General features: G+C 68.2%; 18 protein-coding genes and 1 pseudogene. 12 read left to right on the forward strand and 7 right to left on the reverse strand.

What is annotated here, in order from left to right; translation table 11 throughout:
• Nucleotides 1–71: 71 nt before the first annotated feature.
• The 4 genes and pseudogenes from ACFQ9Z_RS34925 to ACFQ9Z_RS34940 all read left to right on the forward strand — a co-directional run.
• Nucleotides 72–407 (forward strand): annotated as a pseudogene (locus ACFQ9Z_RS34925) (diguanylate cyclase); the annotation flags it as partial.
• A gap of 487 nt (nt 408–894) precedes the next feature.
• Nucleotides 895–1,839 carry an RNA polymerase sigma factor SigJ gene (sigJ, locus tag ACFQ9Z_RS34930; RefSeq protein WP_383029516.1) on the forward strand — a complete coding sequence of 315 codons (945 nt, stop codon included), beginning with the start codon at nt 895–897 and terminating at the stop codon, nt 1,837–1,839.
• Nucleotides 1,840–2,019: 180 nt separating this feature from the next.
• Nucleotides 2,020–2,940: an NADP-dependent oxidoreductase gene (locus ACFQ9Z_RS34935; RefSeq protein ID WP_383029688.1), complete on the forward strand. Its 921-nt coding sequence runs from the start codon at nt 2,020–2,022 to the stop codon at nt 2,938–2,940.
• Nucleotides 2,941–2,963: 23 nt separating this feature from the next.
• Nucleotides 2,964–3,437: a cupin domain-containing protein gene (locus ACFQ9Z_RS34940; RefSeq protein WP_383029690.1), complete on the forward strand. Its 474-nt coding sequence runs from the start codon at nt 2,964–2,966 to the stop codon at nt 3,435–3,437.
• Between the two features lie 493 nt (nt 3,438–3,930).
• On the opposite strand, the gene ACFQ9Z_RS34945 is transcribed toward ACFQ9Z_RS34940, so the two are convergent.
• Both ACFQ9Z_RS34945 and ACFQ9Z_RS34950 read right to left on the reverse strand, forming a co-directional pair.
• A complete protein-coding gene (locus tag ACFQ9Z_RS34945; RefSeq protein WP_383029518.1) occupies nt 3,931–4,902 on the reverse strand; it encodes an ATP-dependent DNA ligase in 972 nt (323 codons plus the stop codon).
• A 399-nt stretch (nt 4,903–5,301) separates the two neighbouring features.
• Nucleotides 5,302–5,430 carry a hypothetical protein gene (locus tag ACFQ9Z_RS34950; RefSeq protein WP_383029521.1) on the reverse strand — a complete coding sequence of 43 codons (129 nt, stop codon included), beginning with the start codon at nt 5,428–5,430 and terminating at the stop codon, nt 5,302–5,304.
• A gap of 49 nt (nt 5,431–5,479) precedes the next feature.
• Between ACFQ9Z_RS34950 and ACFQ9Z_RS34955 the strand changes: the two genes are divergently transcribed.
• Together ACFQ9Z_RS34955 and ACFQ9Z_RS34960 are read left to right on the forward strand one after the other, a co-directional pair.
• A complete protein-coding gene (locus ACFQ9Z_RS34955; RefSeq protein ID WP_383029523.1) occupies nt 5,480–6,376 on the forward strand; it encodes a helix-turn-helix transcriptional regulator in 897 nt (298 codons plus the stop codon).
• A 29-nt stretch (nt 6,377–6,405) separates the two neighbouring features.
• Nucleotides 6,406–7,425, forward strand: a complete 1,020-nt coding sequence (locus ACFQ9Z_RS34960) for an aldo/keto reductase (protein WP_383029525.1) — start codon at nt 6,406–6,408, stop codon at nt 7,423–7,425.
• A gap of 127 nt (nt 7,426–7,552) precedes the next feature.
• Here the strand turns inward: ACFQ9Z_RS34960 and ACFQ9Z_RS34965 are convergent, their stop codons facing one another.
• The 5 genes from ACFQ9Z_RS34965 to ACFQ9Z_RS34985 all read right to left on the reverse strand — a co-directional run bounded on the left by ACFQ9Z_RS34965 (nt 7,553) and on the right by ACFQ9Z_RS34985 (nt 9,624).
• Nucleotides 7,553–7,858 carry a helicase associated domain-containing protein gene (locus ACFQ9Z_RS34965; protein WP_383029528.1) on the reverse strand — a complete coding sequence of 102 codons (306 nt, stop codon included), beginning with the start codon at nt 7,856–7,858 and terminating at the stop codon, nt 7,553–7,555.
• 28 nt (nt 7,859–7,886) lie between these two features.
• A complete protein-coding gene (locus tag ACFQ9Z_RS34970; protein WP_383029530.1) occupies nt 7,887–8,120 on the reverse strand; it encodes a hypothetical protein in 234 nt (77 codons plus the stop codon).
• 139 nt (nt 8,121–8,259) lie between these two features.
• Nucleotides 8,260–8,658 (reverse strand): hypothetical protein, encoded by a 399-nt coding sequence (locus tag ACFQ9Z_RS34975; RefSeq protein ID WP_383029532.1) that lies wholly within the window; start codon nt 8,656–8,658, stop codon nt 8,260–8,262.
• Complete coding sequence (locus tag ACFQ9Z_RS34980; RefSeq protein ID WP_383029535.1) at nt 8,658–8,933, reverse strand: hypothetical protein; 276 nt, start codon at nt 8,931–8,933, stop codon at nt 8,658–8,660. The genes ACFQ9Z_RS34975 and ACFQ9Z_RS34980 overlap by 1 nt, the downstream gene beginning before the upstream one ends.
• Before the next feature lie 448 nt (nt 8,934–9,381).
• Nucleotides 9,382–9,624: a DUF3761 domain-containing protein gene (locus tag ACFQ9Z_RS34985; protein WP_383029537.1), complete on the reverse strand. Its 243-nt coding sequence runs from the start codon at nt 9,622–9,624 to the stop codon at nt 9,382–9,384.
• A gap of 404 nt (nt 9,625–10,028) precedes the next feature.
• On the opposite strand from ACFQ9Z_RS34985, the gene ACFQ9Z_RS34990 reads away from it, so the two are divergent.
• The 6 genes from ACFQ9Z_RS34990 (at nt 10,029) to ACFQ9Z_RS35015 (ending at nt 15,902) form a co-directional block, all read left to right on the forward strand.
• A complete protein-coding gene (locus tag ACFQ9Z_RS34990) occupies nt 10,029–10,862 on the forward strand; it encodes a hypothetical protein (RefSeq protein WP_383029540.1) in 834 nt (277 codons plus the stop codon).
• A gap of 59 nt (nt 10,863–10,921) precedes the next feature.
• Nucleotides 10,922–12,091, forward strand: a complete 1,170-nt coding sequence (locus tag ACFQ9Z_RS34995) for a hypothetical protein (RefSeq protein WP_383029542.1) — start codon at nt 10,922–10,924, stop codon at nt 12,089–12,091.
• Nucleotides 12,009–13,091 (forward strand): DUF4238 domain-containing protein, encoded by a 1,083-nt coding sequence (locus ACFQ9Z_RS35000; protein ID WP_383029544.1) that lies wholly within the window; start codon nt 12,009–12,011, stop codon nt 13,089–13,091. Before ACFQ9Z_RS34995 ends, ACFQ9Z_RS35000 begins: the two co-directional genes overlap by 83 nt.
• A 98-nt stretch (nt 13,092–13,189) precedes the next feature.
• Complete coding sequence (locus ACFQ9Z_RS35005) at nt 13,190–13,741, forward strand: hypothetical protein (protein WP_383029546.1); 552 nt, start codon at nt 13,190–13,192, stop codon at nt 13,739–13,741.
• Nucleotides 13,742–13,996: 255 nt separating this feature from the next.
• Nucleotides 13,997–14,497, forward strand: a complete 501-nt coding sequence (locus tag ACFQ9Z_RS35010; RefSeq protein WP_383029548.1) for a hypothetical protein — start codon at nt 13,997–13,999, stop codon at nt 14,495–14,497.
• A gap of 85 nt (nt 14,498–14,582) precedes the next feature.
• The gene (locus ACFQ9Z_RS35015; RefSeq protein ID WP_383029550.1) at nt 14,583–15,902 is read left to right on the forward strand and encodes a helix-turn-helix domain-containing protein; all 1,320 of its coding nucleotides are present in this window, start codon (nt 14,583–14,585) and stop codon (nt 15,900–15,902) included.
• Nucleotides 15,903–16,385 lie beyond the last annotated feature (483 nt).

Here is a 16,385-nt window from a genome sequence, read left to right on the forward strand (position 1 = left end):
TCGCCAGACGATGGCCGTCAACTCATATGGCTATCGGTCTGGGCGGTCCGTTGTTCTCAGACCTACTCCCTTCCGACGTGGTGTGGACGGCGATCGCGCTGCACACGACCCCGGAGATTCCCGGGCGGATGGGCCCGGAGATCGCCATGACGAACCTGGGGGTCCTGACCGACGTGCTCGGCCTGGGCCTCAGCGAGCTGGATAACAGCCAGGTGGACGAGATCACCGCCGTCCATCCGCGGGGCGACTTCAAAAACGAGTTCTTGCAGGTCTACGTCGAGGGGCTCAAGCACCGCCCGGAGACCACGAACGGAACGGTCAATGCGGACGTGCTGGAGCATTTCCTTCCCGGTTTCCAGCGCACCACCACGGTCGAGCGCATCATGGGCGCACCCTGGCCGAGCTGACCGGGGTGCCATGACAGGCGACGACATGAAACGTATGAGTGGCCCTCGCGACGGGCGTCGTCTCAGACGAGGTGCGGCCTTCGCCCTGCTGGTCTGCGCCCATGTGGTGCTGATGGCCACGGCAAGCGCATCCATCCGTTGTATCGGGAGCGTTGGTGCCCGCCGGTCACCGTGCTGACAGTGATCTTCGCCGTGTAGGTCGTGGGTCTGCTTCGCGTCCTGCCGACGGTCGGATCGCTGAGCGACCAATCTGTACGTCGGCTTCGTCAGGGCGCTGTCCTTGGACGCGGCCCTGCACCCCGGACGATCAGGTGCTCACAGGCGCACCGGCCATCCGGTACGCACGGGCGGGGAAAGCGGACCTCGCAGCGAACGCTCCCGCTGCTGACCACCGCACGTCCTACGCCGACACATCCACCAAAACAGCTTGGTCAGGACTTACGGCTGCCGTGTCGGAGCAGGTCGGCTCGCTTCTCCGGAGCCGTCTATGAAGCTCCTGAGATCGAAATGGCTACGTTGCATCCAGGAGGTTGCGATCCACACGGGTGACGGGCACGGGCCCGGACGGTGCAGGCAGCAGGATCCACTCGGATCCGAATGGGAGAGGCACCGGCCCGCGGTCTTCGGCGCCGCCTACCGGCTGCTAGGGACTGTGGCTGACGCCGAGGACGTCACCCAGGACGTGTGGGTGCGGGCGGCCGGAGCGGATCTGCAGGACATCAGTGATCTGCGGGCCTGGCTGGTGACGGTGGCCGCGCGACGGTCGTACGACATCCTCAAGAGCGCCCGCTTCCGTCGGGAGACGTATGTCGGGCCCTGGCTGCCGGAGCCGCTGCTGACAGGGCCGGACGCGTCGCAACCGGTACTCGTCGACGAGTCCGTCAGCTCGGCCATGCTCCTGATCATGGAAGAGCTGAGCCCGCCGGAGCGAGTGGCCTTCGTCCTGCACGATGTCTTCGGTCTTGAGTTCGGCCGGATCGCCGAAGCGCTGGATGTCTCCGTGCCGGCAGCCCGGCAGCTGGCCTCGCGGGCACGACGGCGGGTGGCCAAGGCGAAGCAGTCCACGCCTCAGGCGTCGAAGGCCGAGCGCGAACGCGTCCTCGTGGTCTTCCGCGCCGCCTACGAGGCCGGGGACCTGGCCGGCCTGGTCAGGCTCCTGCACCCGGACGCCGTCTACGTCACCGACGGCGGCGGCAAGGTCTCGGCGGCACACAAGCCCATTCACGGCGGCGAGCGCGTCGCCGAGGTCATGGTGCGCGTAGGGCGGCAGTGGTGCCCGGACCGCATCGACCTCGCCGAGGTCGGCGGTGAGCTCGCTCTCGTGTTCCATCGGGAGGGCCGGGTCTACTCCGTCGACACGGTCCAGATCACCGATGGGCTGATCACCGCGTACCGCAGGGTCCTCAATCCCGACAAACTCGTGCGCATCTGAGCTGTCACACCCGAAGGGGCCACCTCGTCTTCCTGATGAGAACGTCCAACGGGCGCCGTAAGGAAGACGCCAGAGCAGGTGAGATCGATCAAGCGTCACGGCATACATCCACCTGCAGCCGCGACGAGCGTGCGCGCAAGCGCTGTGCGCTCGGGGGGCCCCTATGCAGTAAGGACCTACATGCAAGCCATCACTGTGCGAGATCGTGACGCCGGCCTTGCCGGGATGTCCCTGACCGACATGCCCTACCCCCATGCGGCTGAGAACGACGTCATCGTCCGGGTGCACGCCGCCGGCTTCACCCCTGGCGAGCTGGACTGGCCCGCCACGTGGACCGATCGCGCCGGCCGGGACCGGACGCCGAGCGTGCCCGGGCACGAGCTGTCCGGTGTCGTCGCCGAGCTGGGATTCGGCACCACCGGCCTGAGTATCGGACAGCGGGTGTTCGGCCTGGCCGACTGGGCACGTAACGGCACGCTCGCCGAGTACACCGCGGTGGAGGCCCGCAACCTCACCCCGCTGCCGGCGGACATCGACCACACCGTGGCCGCCGCACTGCCGATCTCCGGGCTGACCGCCTGGCAGGGTCTGTTCGACCACGGCCGCCTCGCCACGGGCCAAACCGTCCTGATCCATGGCGCCGCGGGCGGCGTCGGCTCGATCGCGGTACAGCTCGCCCGCGAGGCCGGCGCCCGCGTCATCGGCACCGGTCGGGCCTCCGGCCGGGACAGGGCACTCGCCCTCGGCGTCGACGCCTTCGTCGACCTGCAGACCGACAGGCTGGAGGACGTCGGTGAGGTCGACGTCGTGTTCGATGTCATCGGCGGTGACACTCTCGACCGCTCGGCCGCTCTGGTCCGCCCCGGTGGCACGCTGGTCACCATCGTCATGCCGCCCAAGGTCCGGCCCAGGGAGGGTCGGGCGGTCTTCTTCGTCGTCGAACCCGATCGTGCTCGGCTCGCCGACCTTGCCGCGCGGCTCAGGGACGGCCGGCTCAAGCCGTTCGTCGGTGCCGTTCGGCCGCTCGCCGAAGCACCCTCCGCCTTCGCTCCCGGCAAGCCCACCCCAGGCAAGACGATCATCCGCGTCACGGAAGACTGAACAGGAGACCCATCGTGATCGGAATGCGCATCGCCGTCGGCCTCCTGGGCATTGCCACGCTGACTGCGGCCACGGCCTGCTCAACCTCGGACCAGCCCACCCACACCAAGGGGACGACCGCCGCCGCGGCATCGCCTGCTGCCATGTCATCGACGCGCCCTGTCGAGACCTTCACGCCGCTGCTCCAGCAGGCCCTTGCGAATGTGAAAGGCAAGACGTTCACCTCAGCGCTCGTCGCCTTCCCGCCCAACGCGAGCGCGCTGCCGCACCGGCACGGCCAGGCGTTCGTCTACGCCTACGTCCTGGAAGGCACCGTGCGCAGCAAGCTCGACGACAAGCCAGTGATCACCTACCACCAGGGCGAGAACTGGGTCGAGCAGCCCGGTGCCCACCATGTCCTCACTGAGAACGCCAGCCACACTAAGCCAGCCAGGCTCCTGGTCGTCTTCGTCTCCGACACCGGAGCCAAGCTCAAGATCGATGACCGGCAACCATAGCCCCGGTATGCACGGGACGGCAACACCCTGCACCACCCGCCAGAAAGTTCAGAACCGCGCGGCATAGCCGCACTTGCCGCATCTTCAGTCGGTGCTGACGGGTCAACAGACGCCGCTGCCTCTCAAATTCTGGGCCGCTTACGCGACGCGACGGAGGCACTCCGTGCCGATGTCCTACGGCGTTCAATGGGTGAGGAGATCCCAGTGCGCGAGGAGACCCTGGAGGCCCTGGAGCTTGCCAGGGCTGCTCGAGTACAGATGAATGCAATCATTCTCGAACAGATCGAACTGATCAACGAAGATCGCGTGCTTCGTCCTTAGCTGCAGGTGTTCTTTGAGTGGAATCGCTGACAGTCCGGGCATCGCCACAACTCCAGGCGTAGCGGCAGGCGACATCACGCAACCAAGTTCCCCAGATGCCCGACAAAGTGCGGAGATCGGCCGGGATAGCACCGTTGTCCGGCTCGCCCGCGGAGCGCAACGGCCATGTGGGTCAGCTTTCGAACTGGGGAACTTCGGTGGGGGAGAGGTCGGGGCGGGCACGGTGCCAGCGTGCGGGGTGGCGCCAGCGGCCGGAGGCGTCGCGGGCGACGTCGACGCCGACTTCCGCCACAAGCTCCGGTTCCACCAGCGTGGTGTCCAGTGTTTCCCGGCTGCCCCACCCGGCGGAGAACGACCAGCCCGTCCATGGATGACCGCGCCGCGCCGGGGTGAGTAGCCCGGTGACCGTGCTGCTCGCCCTCAGGGTGGGAGTGGTGGTGCGGCCGACGTACTGAAGGCGGCCGCGGTCGTCGAACCTGCCGAGCAGCAGAGTGCGCGGAGCGGCGAGTGTGCCGGTGGCCGCGCTGACGATCGCCTCGGTGGTCTCGCGCACCTTGTACTTCCGCCAACCGCGCACCGCGGGCTCGTACACGCTGTCCAGCCGTTTGAACAGCACGCCCTCTATTCCGACCGACGCCCACGTCAGCCACTCGCGCACGGTGTCGGGGTCGGTGGTCGACGGGCACAGCACCCACGGGGCCGACAGTCGGCGCGCGGTGAACACGGACTCGAGCGCGGCCCTGCGCCGCCGGTACGGCCATCCGGTCGTGTCGGTCCCGGACAGTCGCAGCAGATCGAACGCGACGAAGTGGGCCGGCCACTCGTAAGCCGCCCTGCCCGCCCCGGCGCCGCGCCGCTGAAGCCGGCTCTGCAGCTGCTCGAAGGCCAGCCGTCCCGCGGCGTCCCATACGACCAGCTCTCCGTCCAGCGCGGTCGCGTCCGGCAGCCGCGAGGCACCGGCCCCAATCTCCGGGAACGCCGGAAGCATCTCGGTGCCGCGCCTGGAGCGCAGCACCACCCGGCCTGCGTCGACCGACACCAGGGCCCGGAAGCCATCCCACTTCGGCTCCGCCGCCCAGCCCGGCCGCAGCTCGGGCCCGGGCAGGGGAGCGCTCAGCATGGGTTCCGGCGGCGTCCAGGTCACACCGGATCCCTTCCCCCGAGCGCTCCGGTGCTGTCAGGGGTGAGGGCGGGAGAGCCCCGCTAGTGATTGAGGGAGGTACTGCTGTGATCGTTCGATTCGTGGGCGGCCCGCTCGGTGTCCGTGGGCTGTCGACCGCCTCGGGCGGTGGGCCGGAGAGCTGGCTCACTGCCGGCGACGCCGGCTGGGGCCTGTACGTCCCGGGTACAGCGACCCGGCGAGTGTGATCACCTGGGCGGTGATCACGCTGATGCCCGCCGCCTTACCCGCCCTCGAGCAGGGGCACGACCGCCGTGCGGCCATGGCCTTGATCTGCACGTCTGACGGGCCGCTCGCATCCCCACCGGTGCCCGTCGACCAGCTATCCCCCCAAGGCCGGGAAGAGCCCTGCACTGGGGGTGCTCACGGGGCTGGGGGCCTGAGGTCGGCCGGGGGTACGTCGGGCAGGAGACGACACAGGTCGAAGACAGTGGGATCCAGGTCGGCCGCCATGAGCAGCAGCGACAGCGGCTGTGCGCGCAGTCCGGTCACAGTCGTCCGGCACCCGGTCCCAGCCGGGCACCCACACCAGGAAATGAGCATGACCGACCACACCAAGAAGGACGTGGCCGCCGAGGTGCGGGAGTTCCTCAGCACCCGGCGGGCCAGGATCACCCCCGAGCAGGCCGGGCTGCCGGTCTACGGCGGAAACCGCCGTGTCACGGGGCTGCGGCGCGAAGAGGTCGCCCTGCTGGCAGGCATGAGCGTGGACTACTACGTCCGCCTGGAGCGCGGCAACCTCGCCGGCGCCTCGGACTCGGTCCTCGAAGCCCTCGCTCACGCCCTGCAGCTCAACGAGGCCGAACGCACCCACCTCTACGATCTGGCCCGCGCCGCCAGCCCGTCCAGCCGGCGGCCGGCGGTGACCTCCTCACGCGTCCGGCCGACGATCCTGCGGCTGCTCGACTCGATGACCGGCGTGCCGGCGTTCGTCCGCAACGCCCGCTTCGACATCATGGCCGCCAACACCCTGGGCCGGGCGCTGTACGCGCCGCTGTTCGACTCACCGCTGTTCGCGCAGCGCGGTCCGGTCAACAGCGCCCGCTTCCTCTTCCTCGACCCCGCCAGCCAGGACTTCTGGGTCGACTGGGACAAGGGCGCCGACGATGCCGTCGCCTTCCTGCGCACCGAAACGGGCCGCGCGCCACACGACAAGGCCCTCACCGACCTGATCGGCGAACTGACCACCCGCAGCAGCGACTTCGCCCGCAGGTGGGCACGGCACGACGTGAAGTTCCACCGCTCCGGCGTGAAGAACCTCCACCACCCGCTCGTCGGCGATCTCGCCTTGCCCTACGAGGCGATGGAGCTGCCCTCCGACCCCGGCCTGCGCCTCAACTTCTACACACCCGAGCCGGACTCACCAGAACAGCAGGCCCTGAACCTGCTCGCGAGCTGGACGACCACCGGCACGGTCGTGCCCTTCGGCAACGACTGACCCCACACACGAAAGAGGAGAACCACTCCATGCAGTACCGACCGCTGGGCCGTACCGGCGTCCAGGTCAGCCCGCTGTGCCTGGGTGCGATGATGTTCGGCCCCTGGGGCAACGAGGACGAGACCGACTCCATCCGGATCATCCACCGCGCCCTCGACGCCGGTATCAACTTCGTCGACACCGCGGACGTCTACTCTGCCGGCGTCTCGGAGGAGATCGTCGGTAAGGCGCTGAAGGGCCGTCGCGAGGACGTCTTCCTGGCCACCAAGTTCTTCATGCCCATGGACCCCAACGACCCCAACCACCGGGGCGGTTCGCGCCGCTGGATCATCCGCGCGGTCGAGAACTCCCTGCGGCGGCTCGGCACCGACCACATCGACCTCTACCAGGTCCACCGGCCCAGCCCCGACACAGACGTCTCCGAGACCCTCGGCGCCCTCACCGACCTCGTCCGCCAGGGCAAGGTCCACTACATCGGCTCCTCTTCCTACTCCGGCTCGCAGATCGTCGAAGCCCAGTGGACCTCTCGCGAGCGGAACCTGGAGCGCTTCGTCACCGAGCAGCCGCCCTACTCGATTCTGGTCCGCGGCATCGAGGAAGACGTGCTGCCGACTGTGCGCCGCCACGGCATGGGCACCCTCACCTACAGCCCACTCGCCGGCGGCTGGCTCTCGGGCCGCTACCGCAAGAACGCCTCCGAGGGACCGGCCTCGGCCGCCCGCCCCCAGGCCCGCTTCGACATCAGCACCCCCGCCAACCAGCGCAAGCTCGACGCCGTCGAACAGCTCACCGTCCTGGCGGAGAAGGCCGGCCTCTCCCTGATCGAACTCGCCGTCGCCTTCGTCATCAACCACCCCGGTGTCACCTCGGCGATCATCGGACCGCGCACTATGGAGCAACTGGAGACGTTCCTGCCCGCCGCCGACATCACCTTGTCCTCGGACGTCCTCGACGCCATCGACGAGATCGTCGCCCCGGGCGTCACGGTCAACCCGGTCGACAACAGCTACGGCGACTTCGAACTGCGGGCCGACCAGCGGCGCCGCTGACATAAGCCCGGCTCGGCCGGTCACGGTCGGCCGGGCCGGAGCACCATCGCGGCCCACCGGCGAACAGCCGCGTCGGGCGCCGTGGTCCGCAGAATCCGTGAGCACCACCACACACCCAGCTTCACCGTCACCGGTTCCGCCTCGCCGCCGACCGCGCGGCACCGACCGGCCCGTCCCTTCCCGTTCCACCCACCGCCACACGCTCGGCCGCCGTGGCGGCAGACGGCGCCTCAAGCGGCTTGACGCTCAACACGGTCAACCGCTCCTGCTGCTCGGTGGACAGCTGGCTCCAGGTGGCTGGCTGTTCCTGTCGTTGAAGCCATCGTCCGATGTCATCGCCGTCCATGAGAACGCCGGGGGCGATGCCGGACAGCACGCCGCCCGTCTCGCCGGCGACGGGGACGGGGACGGGAGTTGCCAGTCCAGCGGCCACGGACAGTCCCAGTCCGGATCGATCTCCGTCAGCTGCGTCGCGCGACCGGGGCCCGCTCCTGGTCCTTGCCCAGGGCCGTTTGAGGTTGGCCACAGAGGGCGGCGAGCTTCGCCTCCCACGCTTCCTCGCCCGGCTCCCAGACCGTCCCGGCCTCCGGCGCGTCCAGCCTCGTCTTGGGCCGCTCCTCCAGCTCCCCGGCCCGCACAGAGCAGCCGACGCCGTCACCCACCAGATCGGCCCGGGAGCCCGATGGCCGCCGCACCTACCCCCCTCCCGGCCGCTGGCAGCCCACGGACATGACCCCCGGCACACGCTCCCGACCAGGGTGGCTGATCCCGTCTCCCCAGGGGAGGACCGGTGCAGCGCACATGGCCGTCTTCTGTGGCCGGGCTGCTGGCGGGTTACTGGTCGGGGTGGACGGCTTGGACGCCGGTGTCGGCGTAGGCCTTGGGGGTGAGGGTGAGGAGGTACCGGCCGGTGGGGTGGGTGGGGGAGGGGCGGGCGGCGTGGATGGCGTGGACGGCGGCCCAGGAGTGCCCGAAGCGCAGGAGTTCGGTGGCGGTGACCGCGGCGTCGGTGTCGAAGGCCTCGATCCGGATGAACCGCAGCCCCTTGATGTAGCCGAGCAGCCCGGGCCGCTCGGCGTCCCCAGCCGTCAGCGACAGCACCGGCGCGTACAGATGCCCGAGACCGCCGGAAGCCTGCACGTAGAACGCGGCGACCGCCTCGTTGAACGGATCCTTCGGGTCGAACAGCGCCCCCGCGGTCGTGTGGTCCAGGACGACCGCGATCGGCGCCACTACGCGGCCGCCCGCGGACCGTGCGCGGCGCCGCCCAGGCGCTCCAGCAGCGCCCGGGCCTTGGCCTCGGCCTCCGGGCTCGGCGCGCTACCAAGAGCGGAGGCGAGCTCGGCGCGGGCCATCTCGGCTCGCTCGGCGTACTCGGCCTGTGTGGGCGTGCTCTGCGCGAGGTCCTCGACCAGGCTGCGGATGGTGGTGCCGTGCTCGGCCGCCAGCTGGGCGAGCCGGTCCCGCGCGGCCGTGCTCACCTTGATGCTCGTCTCGTCTGCTGCCATGTTTCTTACTCTACCGCTCTCCTCTACTGGTGGTAGAGAAACGGAGCGCGTGGTAGCCCCCGCTCATGCACGGCGCCGGTACCTGTCGGGGACGCGGTTGGTGCGCGAGATGTGCGCTTGGGGTACGGGAGTGGGTGCTCAGGGCCCGGCGTGGGCCGGGCTCGCGCCGCCGTGGACCCGCTGGGCCACCGGAAAGCGCCCAGTGCGCGGGGACGATCGGTAGGGGTACCGCTGCAGTCTGCCGGCCCGCGTGCTGGCCGTGCGGTCGGCCGCACGGCGAGGAAGATGGACGTAGGGCTCCCGTTCCGTGTTACCCCCGAGCCGGGACGGGAGCCCCCTTTCGTCCGAGCGGGCGTGCGCAACCCTGCCCGGCGCTCCTGTGACCGGGTCACGCACCCCAGGGGCCTGCTCCGGCATCTGGAGCAGGCCCCTGGGGTGCTGTGGCGGGTTACTTGAACCAGTAGCGGACGCCGTGGTGGCGGGAGCAGGTGCCCTGGGAGTGCCGCGAGTAGGACAGCGAGTCGTCCTTGCACTTCGCGGTCTCGTACTTGTTCGCGGGCTTCTTGTTATGCGTCCAGCCGCACGCCCCGGTGGTGTGGTGGACACAGTGGTGCGCGGTGTTGGTGGACGGCAGCGTCGCCGCGGACGCGGCCGGTGCGCTGAAGAAGACGCCCGCGACGGCGATAGCCATGGCTGAGGCGGCAAGACGAGCACGCAAAAGGGACCCCCTTGAAGTCGAGCAAATGCAGGGGGACTCTATCCGCGTTTCACCCGCCTATGAGGGCGTTTGGGCCTAAGCCATCGTGCGACGCCGAGCGGATACGACGTGAGGCGCAGAGCGCGCGAGGGGCCTTCTCCCGCCCCAACCAGGTGACGCCGGCTGGGCCCGGCCGCGGTCCGCGTGCGGGTCGGCTCTCAACAGGCGGGACTCAGCCGACCGTTCAGCCACCGCCTGCCTCCGTGGCGGGCTGACCGTCGACTGAGACCCGTCCCGGCGCCAACGTCGGCTCACGCCGCCATGACCCCGCGAAAACCGATGCCCTACCGCCGACTGGCCTGCGAACATCGGGCAAGGGCTCAACCAGGCGAGGAATGATGACCGACTTTCCCTTCGGTGTGAATGACTACAGCGTCGACGTCCAGGCGCAGCACGACGTGACCTTCACCCCCGGCTGGGACGTCCACCGTCTCGCCCTGACCTTCGAGGTGACCGCCCGCGGCAACTACACCGTGGACGCTCTCTTCCTCGTCTCCGGCAGCCTCTCGGTACACGACATGCCCAACCCCGCCAGCTACATCGGCCCCCTCCACGCCCCCACGGGACCCGTCGCGCTGAAGCCGTACAAGAATCACCTCACGCTGGAAACGACCGTGACGGACCGGCAGCTGCGCGGCCTGGAGAAGACGCGCGCGGGTGCCGACCTGCCCCTGCGCGCCGACCTCACCCTGACCGCCCTGGCCGAAGCGAAGCACTGGCCCGTCGCCCGAAGCCAAGAGATCATCCGCATCCCGCACGCGACGTGGAGCAATGCCCTCATCCAGCTCGACGCTGGCGCCTTCGTCGACGTCCTCCTCCCCCTCACCACCGTGGAGACCCGGGCCACCGCCGCTCGTCGCATCCGCGAGGCCAAGGCCGCGATCCGCGACCAGCGCTACGAGCACGCCGTAGCCCTCGCACGAGCAGCCCTCGATCCCGTACGCGATGCCTGCAACAGCAGGAAGCTCCACGACCAGGCGATGAAGAAGAGGGCTGGCGACCGGGACCAGGACGAACGCTGGGCGGTGCTCACCCAGACCGCCTACGCCCTCTTCAGCGGAGCCCCGCACGACGACGCCGGTACGACCGAGAATTTCACCTGGACCCGGGCCGACGCCGTCGCGGCCGTCGCCGCCGCCGGTCTTCTCGCCCGGCTGGAAGACCTTGTCTAGCGCTGCCTGCCAGCGTCGACGCAGCCCCGCTCCACGCACGATTAGTTAGGTATTCAGCTATGAGCCGCACTCCTGCGGACTACGCTTGGTTGCCAGACCACCAGCTGCACGTTGCGGCGACCTTGGCTCATGTCGATCAAACGCTCGACCGCGTCATACGGATGGTGCACGACTACACCGCCCAAGAGCCCCTCACTCTCAGAAACGTCGTTGACGGCGATCACATGCACGCGGTCGTGGTTGCGATTGCGCCGTTGCCTGAAGCGATCCCCCGCTTGGTCGCGGACGCGCTCACTCAGCTGCGTGCTGCGCTCGAGCACGCCGTGTACGCCGAGGTAGAGCACCTCCTCCCACGGCCCCTGACGGCTCAGGAATCACGAAGCTTGGAAATGCCTGCCAGTACCAGCCCCTCCGACTTCGAATCGTGGCTCACCCACAAACACAGGCGGGGACTTACACCGCTGCAGCCCAACGCTCCCCTTGCCCAACGCATCCGGGCCTTGCAGCCTTTCCAACGTCAGACTCCCGACCAACACCCGCTCAAGATCCTGGTCGAGTACACCAACCTGGCGAAACACCGGCGACCGGCCGTAGCGGCAGCCCGCCTTGGAGCGGTGTATCCCGATACGCCGAACGCCGAGCTTGCCGTACCCCAACCCCTTGAGCGGCGACCGCAGCCGGGCAGCGGACGACCACTGCATATCAACGACATCATCGCGACGGGTCCGCGTGATAGATACATTCCCTTCTCCATCATGACGACGGTGTCGCTGCAGCGTCCGCACACCGACGTCTGGAACATCGCGGTTAAGGAGCTGGAGTTTCTGGAGGACTGGGTCCGCACCACGGCTATCCCGATCATCATTACTGGGACTCGCGATGTTGCACCGTTACCGCCACAGTTGGACATCTCCGCTGGGCACGACGATCTTCGCAGTGAACTGCCAAATGCAGGGACCGCGTCCGCTGCAGAACGAGGCGGACAGCGGCTCCAGGCTGCGGTCGCCCGCGCTGGCCTTGCTGAAATGCTTGTCCCACTGCTAGGAAGCGGCATGAGCGAGACGATCAGCGATTGGCTGTCCACGATGACCGACGACGCGGTGCGCGAACGAGTGGATCACCTGGCACAGGCCCGTCACAGCCCACATGAGGCACTCCAAGCCACTCAAGGCCTACTTGCTGAAGTCCACGCTTACAAAGCCCGCCGTCATGAGTCGGACGGGGGCTGAGATGTCAGACCCGAAGCTTCACCACTACGTGCCTCAGAGCTACCTGGCACGGTTCGGGCGAGGCGACATGGTCAGGGTGAGGCGCCGGTGCCCACCAAAAACGCACCTTGCCAACGTCAAGAACGTCGCCGCCGAAACTGGCTTCTACACGATCACGGACGACAACGGCATGCCCTCGACGGCTATCGAGCACGAGCTCAGCGGCCTGGAAGGACAGGGGCTTGCCGCCCTGCGCCGAATAGACGAGACAGGAATGCCTCCGGTCGTCGGTACCGACGACCGCGAGCTGCTCTCCCTCTACCTGACTGTGCAGATGACCAGGACGCCCAGGCAGCGCACTGTCGCGCTCTTTGGGCGCAACATCACCGCGTACGCGAACGGCAGGGAGGTCGACCTGGAGCTGATAACCGAGTACCTCACCCGCGTGCATCTCGGCCACCCGCCACGGGCAGCCGAAGCCCAGGGTGCCTTGGACTTCTACCACGGCACGCGAGCGATGAACGGCGGCAACGACCCCACCCACGACGACGCGGTCACCCTGACGCTCAGCTCCGCCCAGGTGTGCATCCCGCATCTCCGTGCTCGGCACTGGCGACTTGAGACCAGCCGCAAGCCGATCTTCCTCACCTCCGACGCTCCCCTCGTCCTCTGGCGCCCGGAAACCCCGAGTGACGCTTACGAAGGGTTCGGCCTCGAGGGTGCTCACGAGATCAGGCTCCCGGTCAGCCCCACTGCCCAGCTCGTACTCATCCCCGGCCAAGGGACATCCGTCGAAGAGGTCAAGCTCAGCCGAGTGATCAGCTGCAACCAGGACCTCGCGGACAGCTGCGAACAGGTCGTCGTCGGACACCCGGACCGGCCCACAGCACTCGACAGGGTTCAGCTCACCAAGCGCGGGCCCACGCTGCGCTTCAACACGGCCCCCGGCATCCGGAAGAACCCGGACGGCACGGAAGAGTCCATGGGCGACATCCTGCACATGTACACGACCCGCCGCTGAGACCACACATCTTGGACGACCGTGTTGTCGGTGGTGAGCGCCACAATGGCGGTGCGGTGTGCACAGGGAGACAGGGACTAGACGAACAGGAAGTGCCCGTGACAGACGACCACGAATACGTTGTTGCTGGCCGAGACCTCCGCGCCTATGTAGAGGAGTGGCTCGCTGGTCTCGAGGACCCAGAGGGACACGCTTACGGCCTGCTGGTCGAAGCCCGCCGTGATCCCAACCCGAGAGAGAGGGCGGACTACGGCGCCGCCTACGTCATGCAGGCAATCGCTCCAAAAGTATGGGGCGATCAGGGTGGAATTCAGGAACTACTGCTCTTTGCGGTGATTGCCACCTATCAGATGACAGAACGCAAGGGCTGGAACGACTGCGCGGCCTTCGTCGCGCAGGCATTTGCCCATATGCACCATATTGGGGAGGCTGAAGCTGCTCGCCAGCTCCGAGCCGCCGTCGAGGCGCGGGCCAGCGATGAGCATGCTCGCGCACGGACTGAGATGTATCAGATGCTGGGACGGCCACTTGATGCTGACCCCGCGCGGACCGCCTACTGGGATCGCGAGCGAGCCAAGGGAAATGAACGGGATCTTCGTGCAGCCGCAGCACTGGATCCCGAGGGGCACAAAGCCCCCTGGGAACAGTGACGGCCGATAGCGCGCAGCTGTTCCCGAGCCTCGCCAACCCGGCGTCGGCCCTGTTCCTCATGAGCGGTCGCTGAGCAGGTCCACCCTCCCTCGCCTGAAGAGGTCCCGGCCGCCTGTACACCCGCCGGCGATTGGAAGCGGACCAGCTTGTCGCCTGGGGCGTCCCGTGAGCCCCCGCCCAAGGTCTGGAAGGATGAGCTGGCCGAGCTCACCGAGCGGCACTGGAAGGGCACCTGGTATGGGGGCGGCTTCCACATGTACGACGGCAAGCTACCCATCCTGGTCACCAGCATGAAGTACATGAAGGAGCGCGGCCCGGCCGAAGCGGTCTTCCGGCGCTTCGGCCAGCTGCCCAACCAGACGCTCCTCGAGGCGATCGGCAATCCGCGCCGCGAAGCCCACAACGCCCGCAAGCCGGCCGAGTACGCCGCCCGCCAACGGGAGCACCAAGAGGAACTGCGCCGCATCGCCGTCCAGCACAAGGGCGAGCGGGAGGCCCGCCGTCCGGTGCGCGCCGATTGCGGCACCCGGTTCACCGACGAACGGTGGAAGGCCATCGAGCCCGCCGGGTGGGGCGCCCCACGCGAAACTCACCCGTACCTGTGCGACGACTGCAAGCAGCGCGCCATCACCGCCGAACGCCAAGCCGAGCAAGTTGAGCCAGTCGTGCGAGAGCACCACGGCCACCACCAGGCCGTGCCTGGGCAGAAGACCGGCGGCACCTGGCTCTCGCGTCTCCGACCCGGATCCGGATGAGACGTCCTGCGGTCATCTGCAAATGTGTCACGTCCGCACCGCATAACTCGCAGCAGGGAGAGAGGAAGATAGGGATGATGTTGTGATGGTTACCCCACTGTTCGCTGCTTCGATGGCGGATTTGACGATTGAACGCATCCGGGCGCTGGCCGCGCGCCCGGATCAGGTTGAGAGCCAGACGCTGGAGTTCAAGCGCGAGTACTCCTCCAGCCTGTTGAAGTCGATCGCCGCCATGGCCAACACCTACGGCGGCATGATTTTGGTCGGCGTCAACGACCGCGTCGCCGACGGCGAAGACCGGGTCGTAGGCGTCGACGCACAGAGCGCGCTCGACCAGATCGTCAGTGGCTGCTACGAGAAGTTCGACCCGCCATGGGAGCCCAAGTTCCTCACGGTGCCGCTCGACGACGGCTCCGGCCGGAGCGTGATCGTCATCAAGATCGATCCCAATACTGCCCCTCGCCCGCTCCTGATGGACATGAAGGCGCCGATCCGGCTGAGCGGCCGCAACGCCTCAGCCGACCGCGACCGCCTCCTGGCCCTCGCACGCGAGGACCGCCTGGCTGAAGCCGTCCCCATGGGGCAGCACGTCATGTCCCCGCAGATTCCGCAGGACAACGACGGGTCCCCGACTGCTGACTTCATCTTCCGCACAGGCATCAACGTGCCGATCGGCGAGGCAGCGGCATGGCGCCCCCTGTCAGAACGCACCGTCGCGACGCTTGCGAAGGCACTGAACGACTCGCCGCTGCCGCGCGCCCTGCTGGGCATCTGCCACGGCGCAGTCGACGGCTTCCATCACTTCCGCCGAGCCGGGCACAACCGGTCCCGCAGGGCCCGACTCGCCTGGCATGCCGGCAGCAAGGAACCGGCGGGATTCCCGGTTGAGGCCGTGGTGACGGTCGCACTGCCCGACGGTTACGCCGCCAACCAAGGCGTCGCCCAGGTACAGATCGACGTCATCTCCCGCCTGCACAGGTTCGCCGCAGCCCTTGGTGCTCACAAGTTTGACTACTTCTACCCTGTGCCGGACCTGTGTGGCCTCCTGGAAGGCATCCTCGGCACGGTCGTCGCCCCCTCCGTCGTCGCTGCCCTTGCCGACCTCGCCGACGTCGAAGAGGTCCTCGTTGCCCAGCCCCAGCAGCTGCACCTCGTCACTGGCGACGCCGTAGCCGCTCTCCTGCATCCCGACGGGCTGGCCCCAGTGCCGGAAGACTCGAGCGGATCACACGGCGGGATCTTCATGGCGAACCCCGCCCTGAACCTGCGGGTGGAATCCGAGCGCCGCGAACAGGTCGACAACTGGATGCGGCAACTCGGCCTGGACGCCGGGCTGACCGGCATGGAAGCACTCATCGACCGCATCCGCGCCACCCCCTCCGACCGCGCGACCTCGGCTCGATAGGGCGACGGCGACAGCGTTCGGCCGCGAGCCGGCCACGGGCAACCCGCCCAGGCGGTTGCTGAGCACGACCTGGCCTCTGACCCCGGCGTCGGTCGGTTCGGGTCACTCGCCGAACAGGTGTACCTGCGCCACGTCGACGTCTGTGCGCACGCGGTGTGAACGGACAGGGTGTCGCCACCGTCCGGCGCTGTCCCGGGCGACATCGACAACCAGGTCGGCCTCACGCAAGGCGCACGACGGACAGGGGTAAAGCGCACAGACAGAGGAAAAGCGCACGGACAACCCGCCGTCCGGCCGACGCCGACTGACGTCGGCGGTCTCATGCGAGCGCATTCGATAGTCCAAGGGACCATCCCCGCGGGTGCGGGGAGCAGACCAGCGCGTAGAAGTAGCTGTCGTGGTAGCCGGGACCATCCCCGCAGGTGCGGGGAGCAGCCGGGCTGCTTCAACTTTCACCCCGGCCATTGGGGACCATCCCCGCAG

Origin of the sequence: Streptomyces sp. NPDC056580 (assembly GCF_042793175.1) — a bacterium.
Taxonomy (GTDB): domain Bacteria; phylum Actinomycetota; class Actinomycetes; order Streptomycetales; family Streptomycetaceae; genus Streptomyces.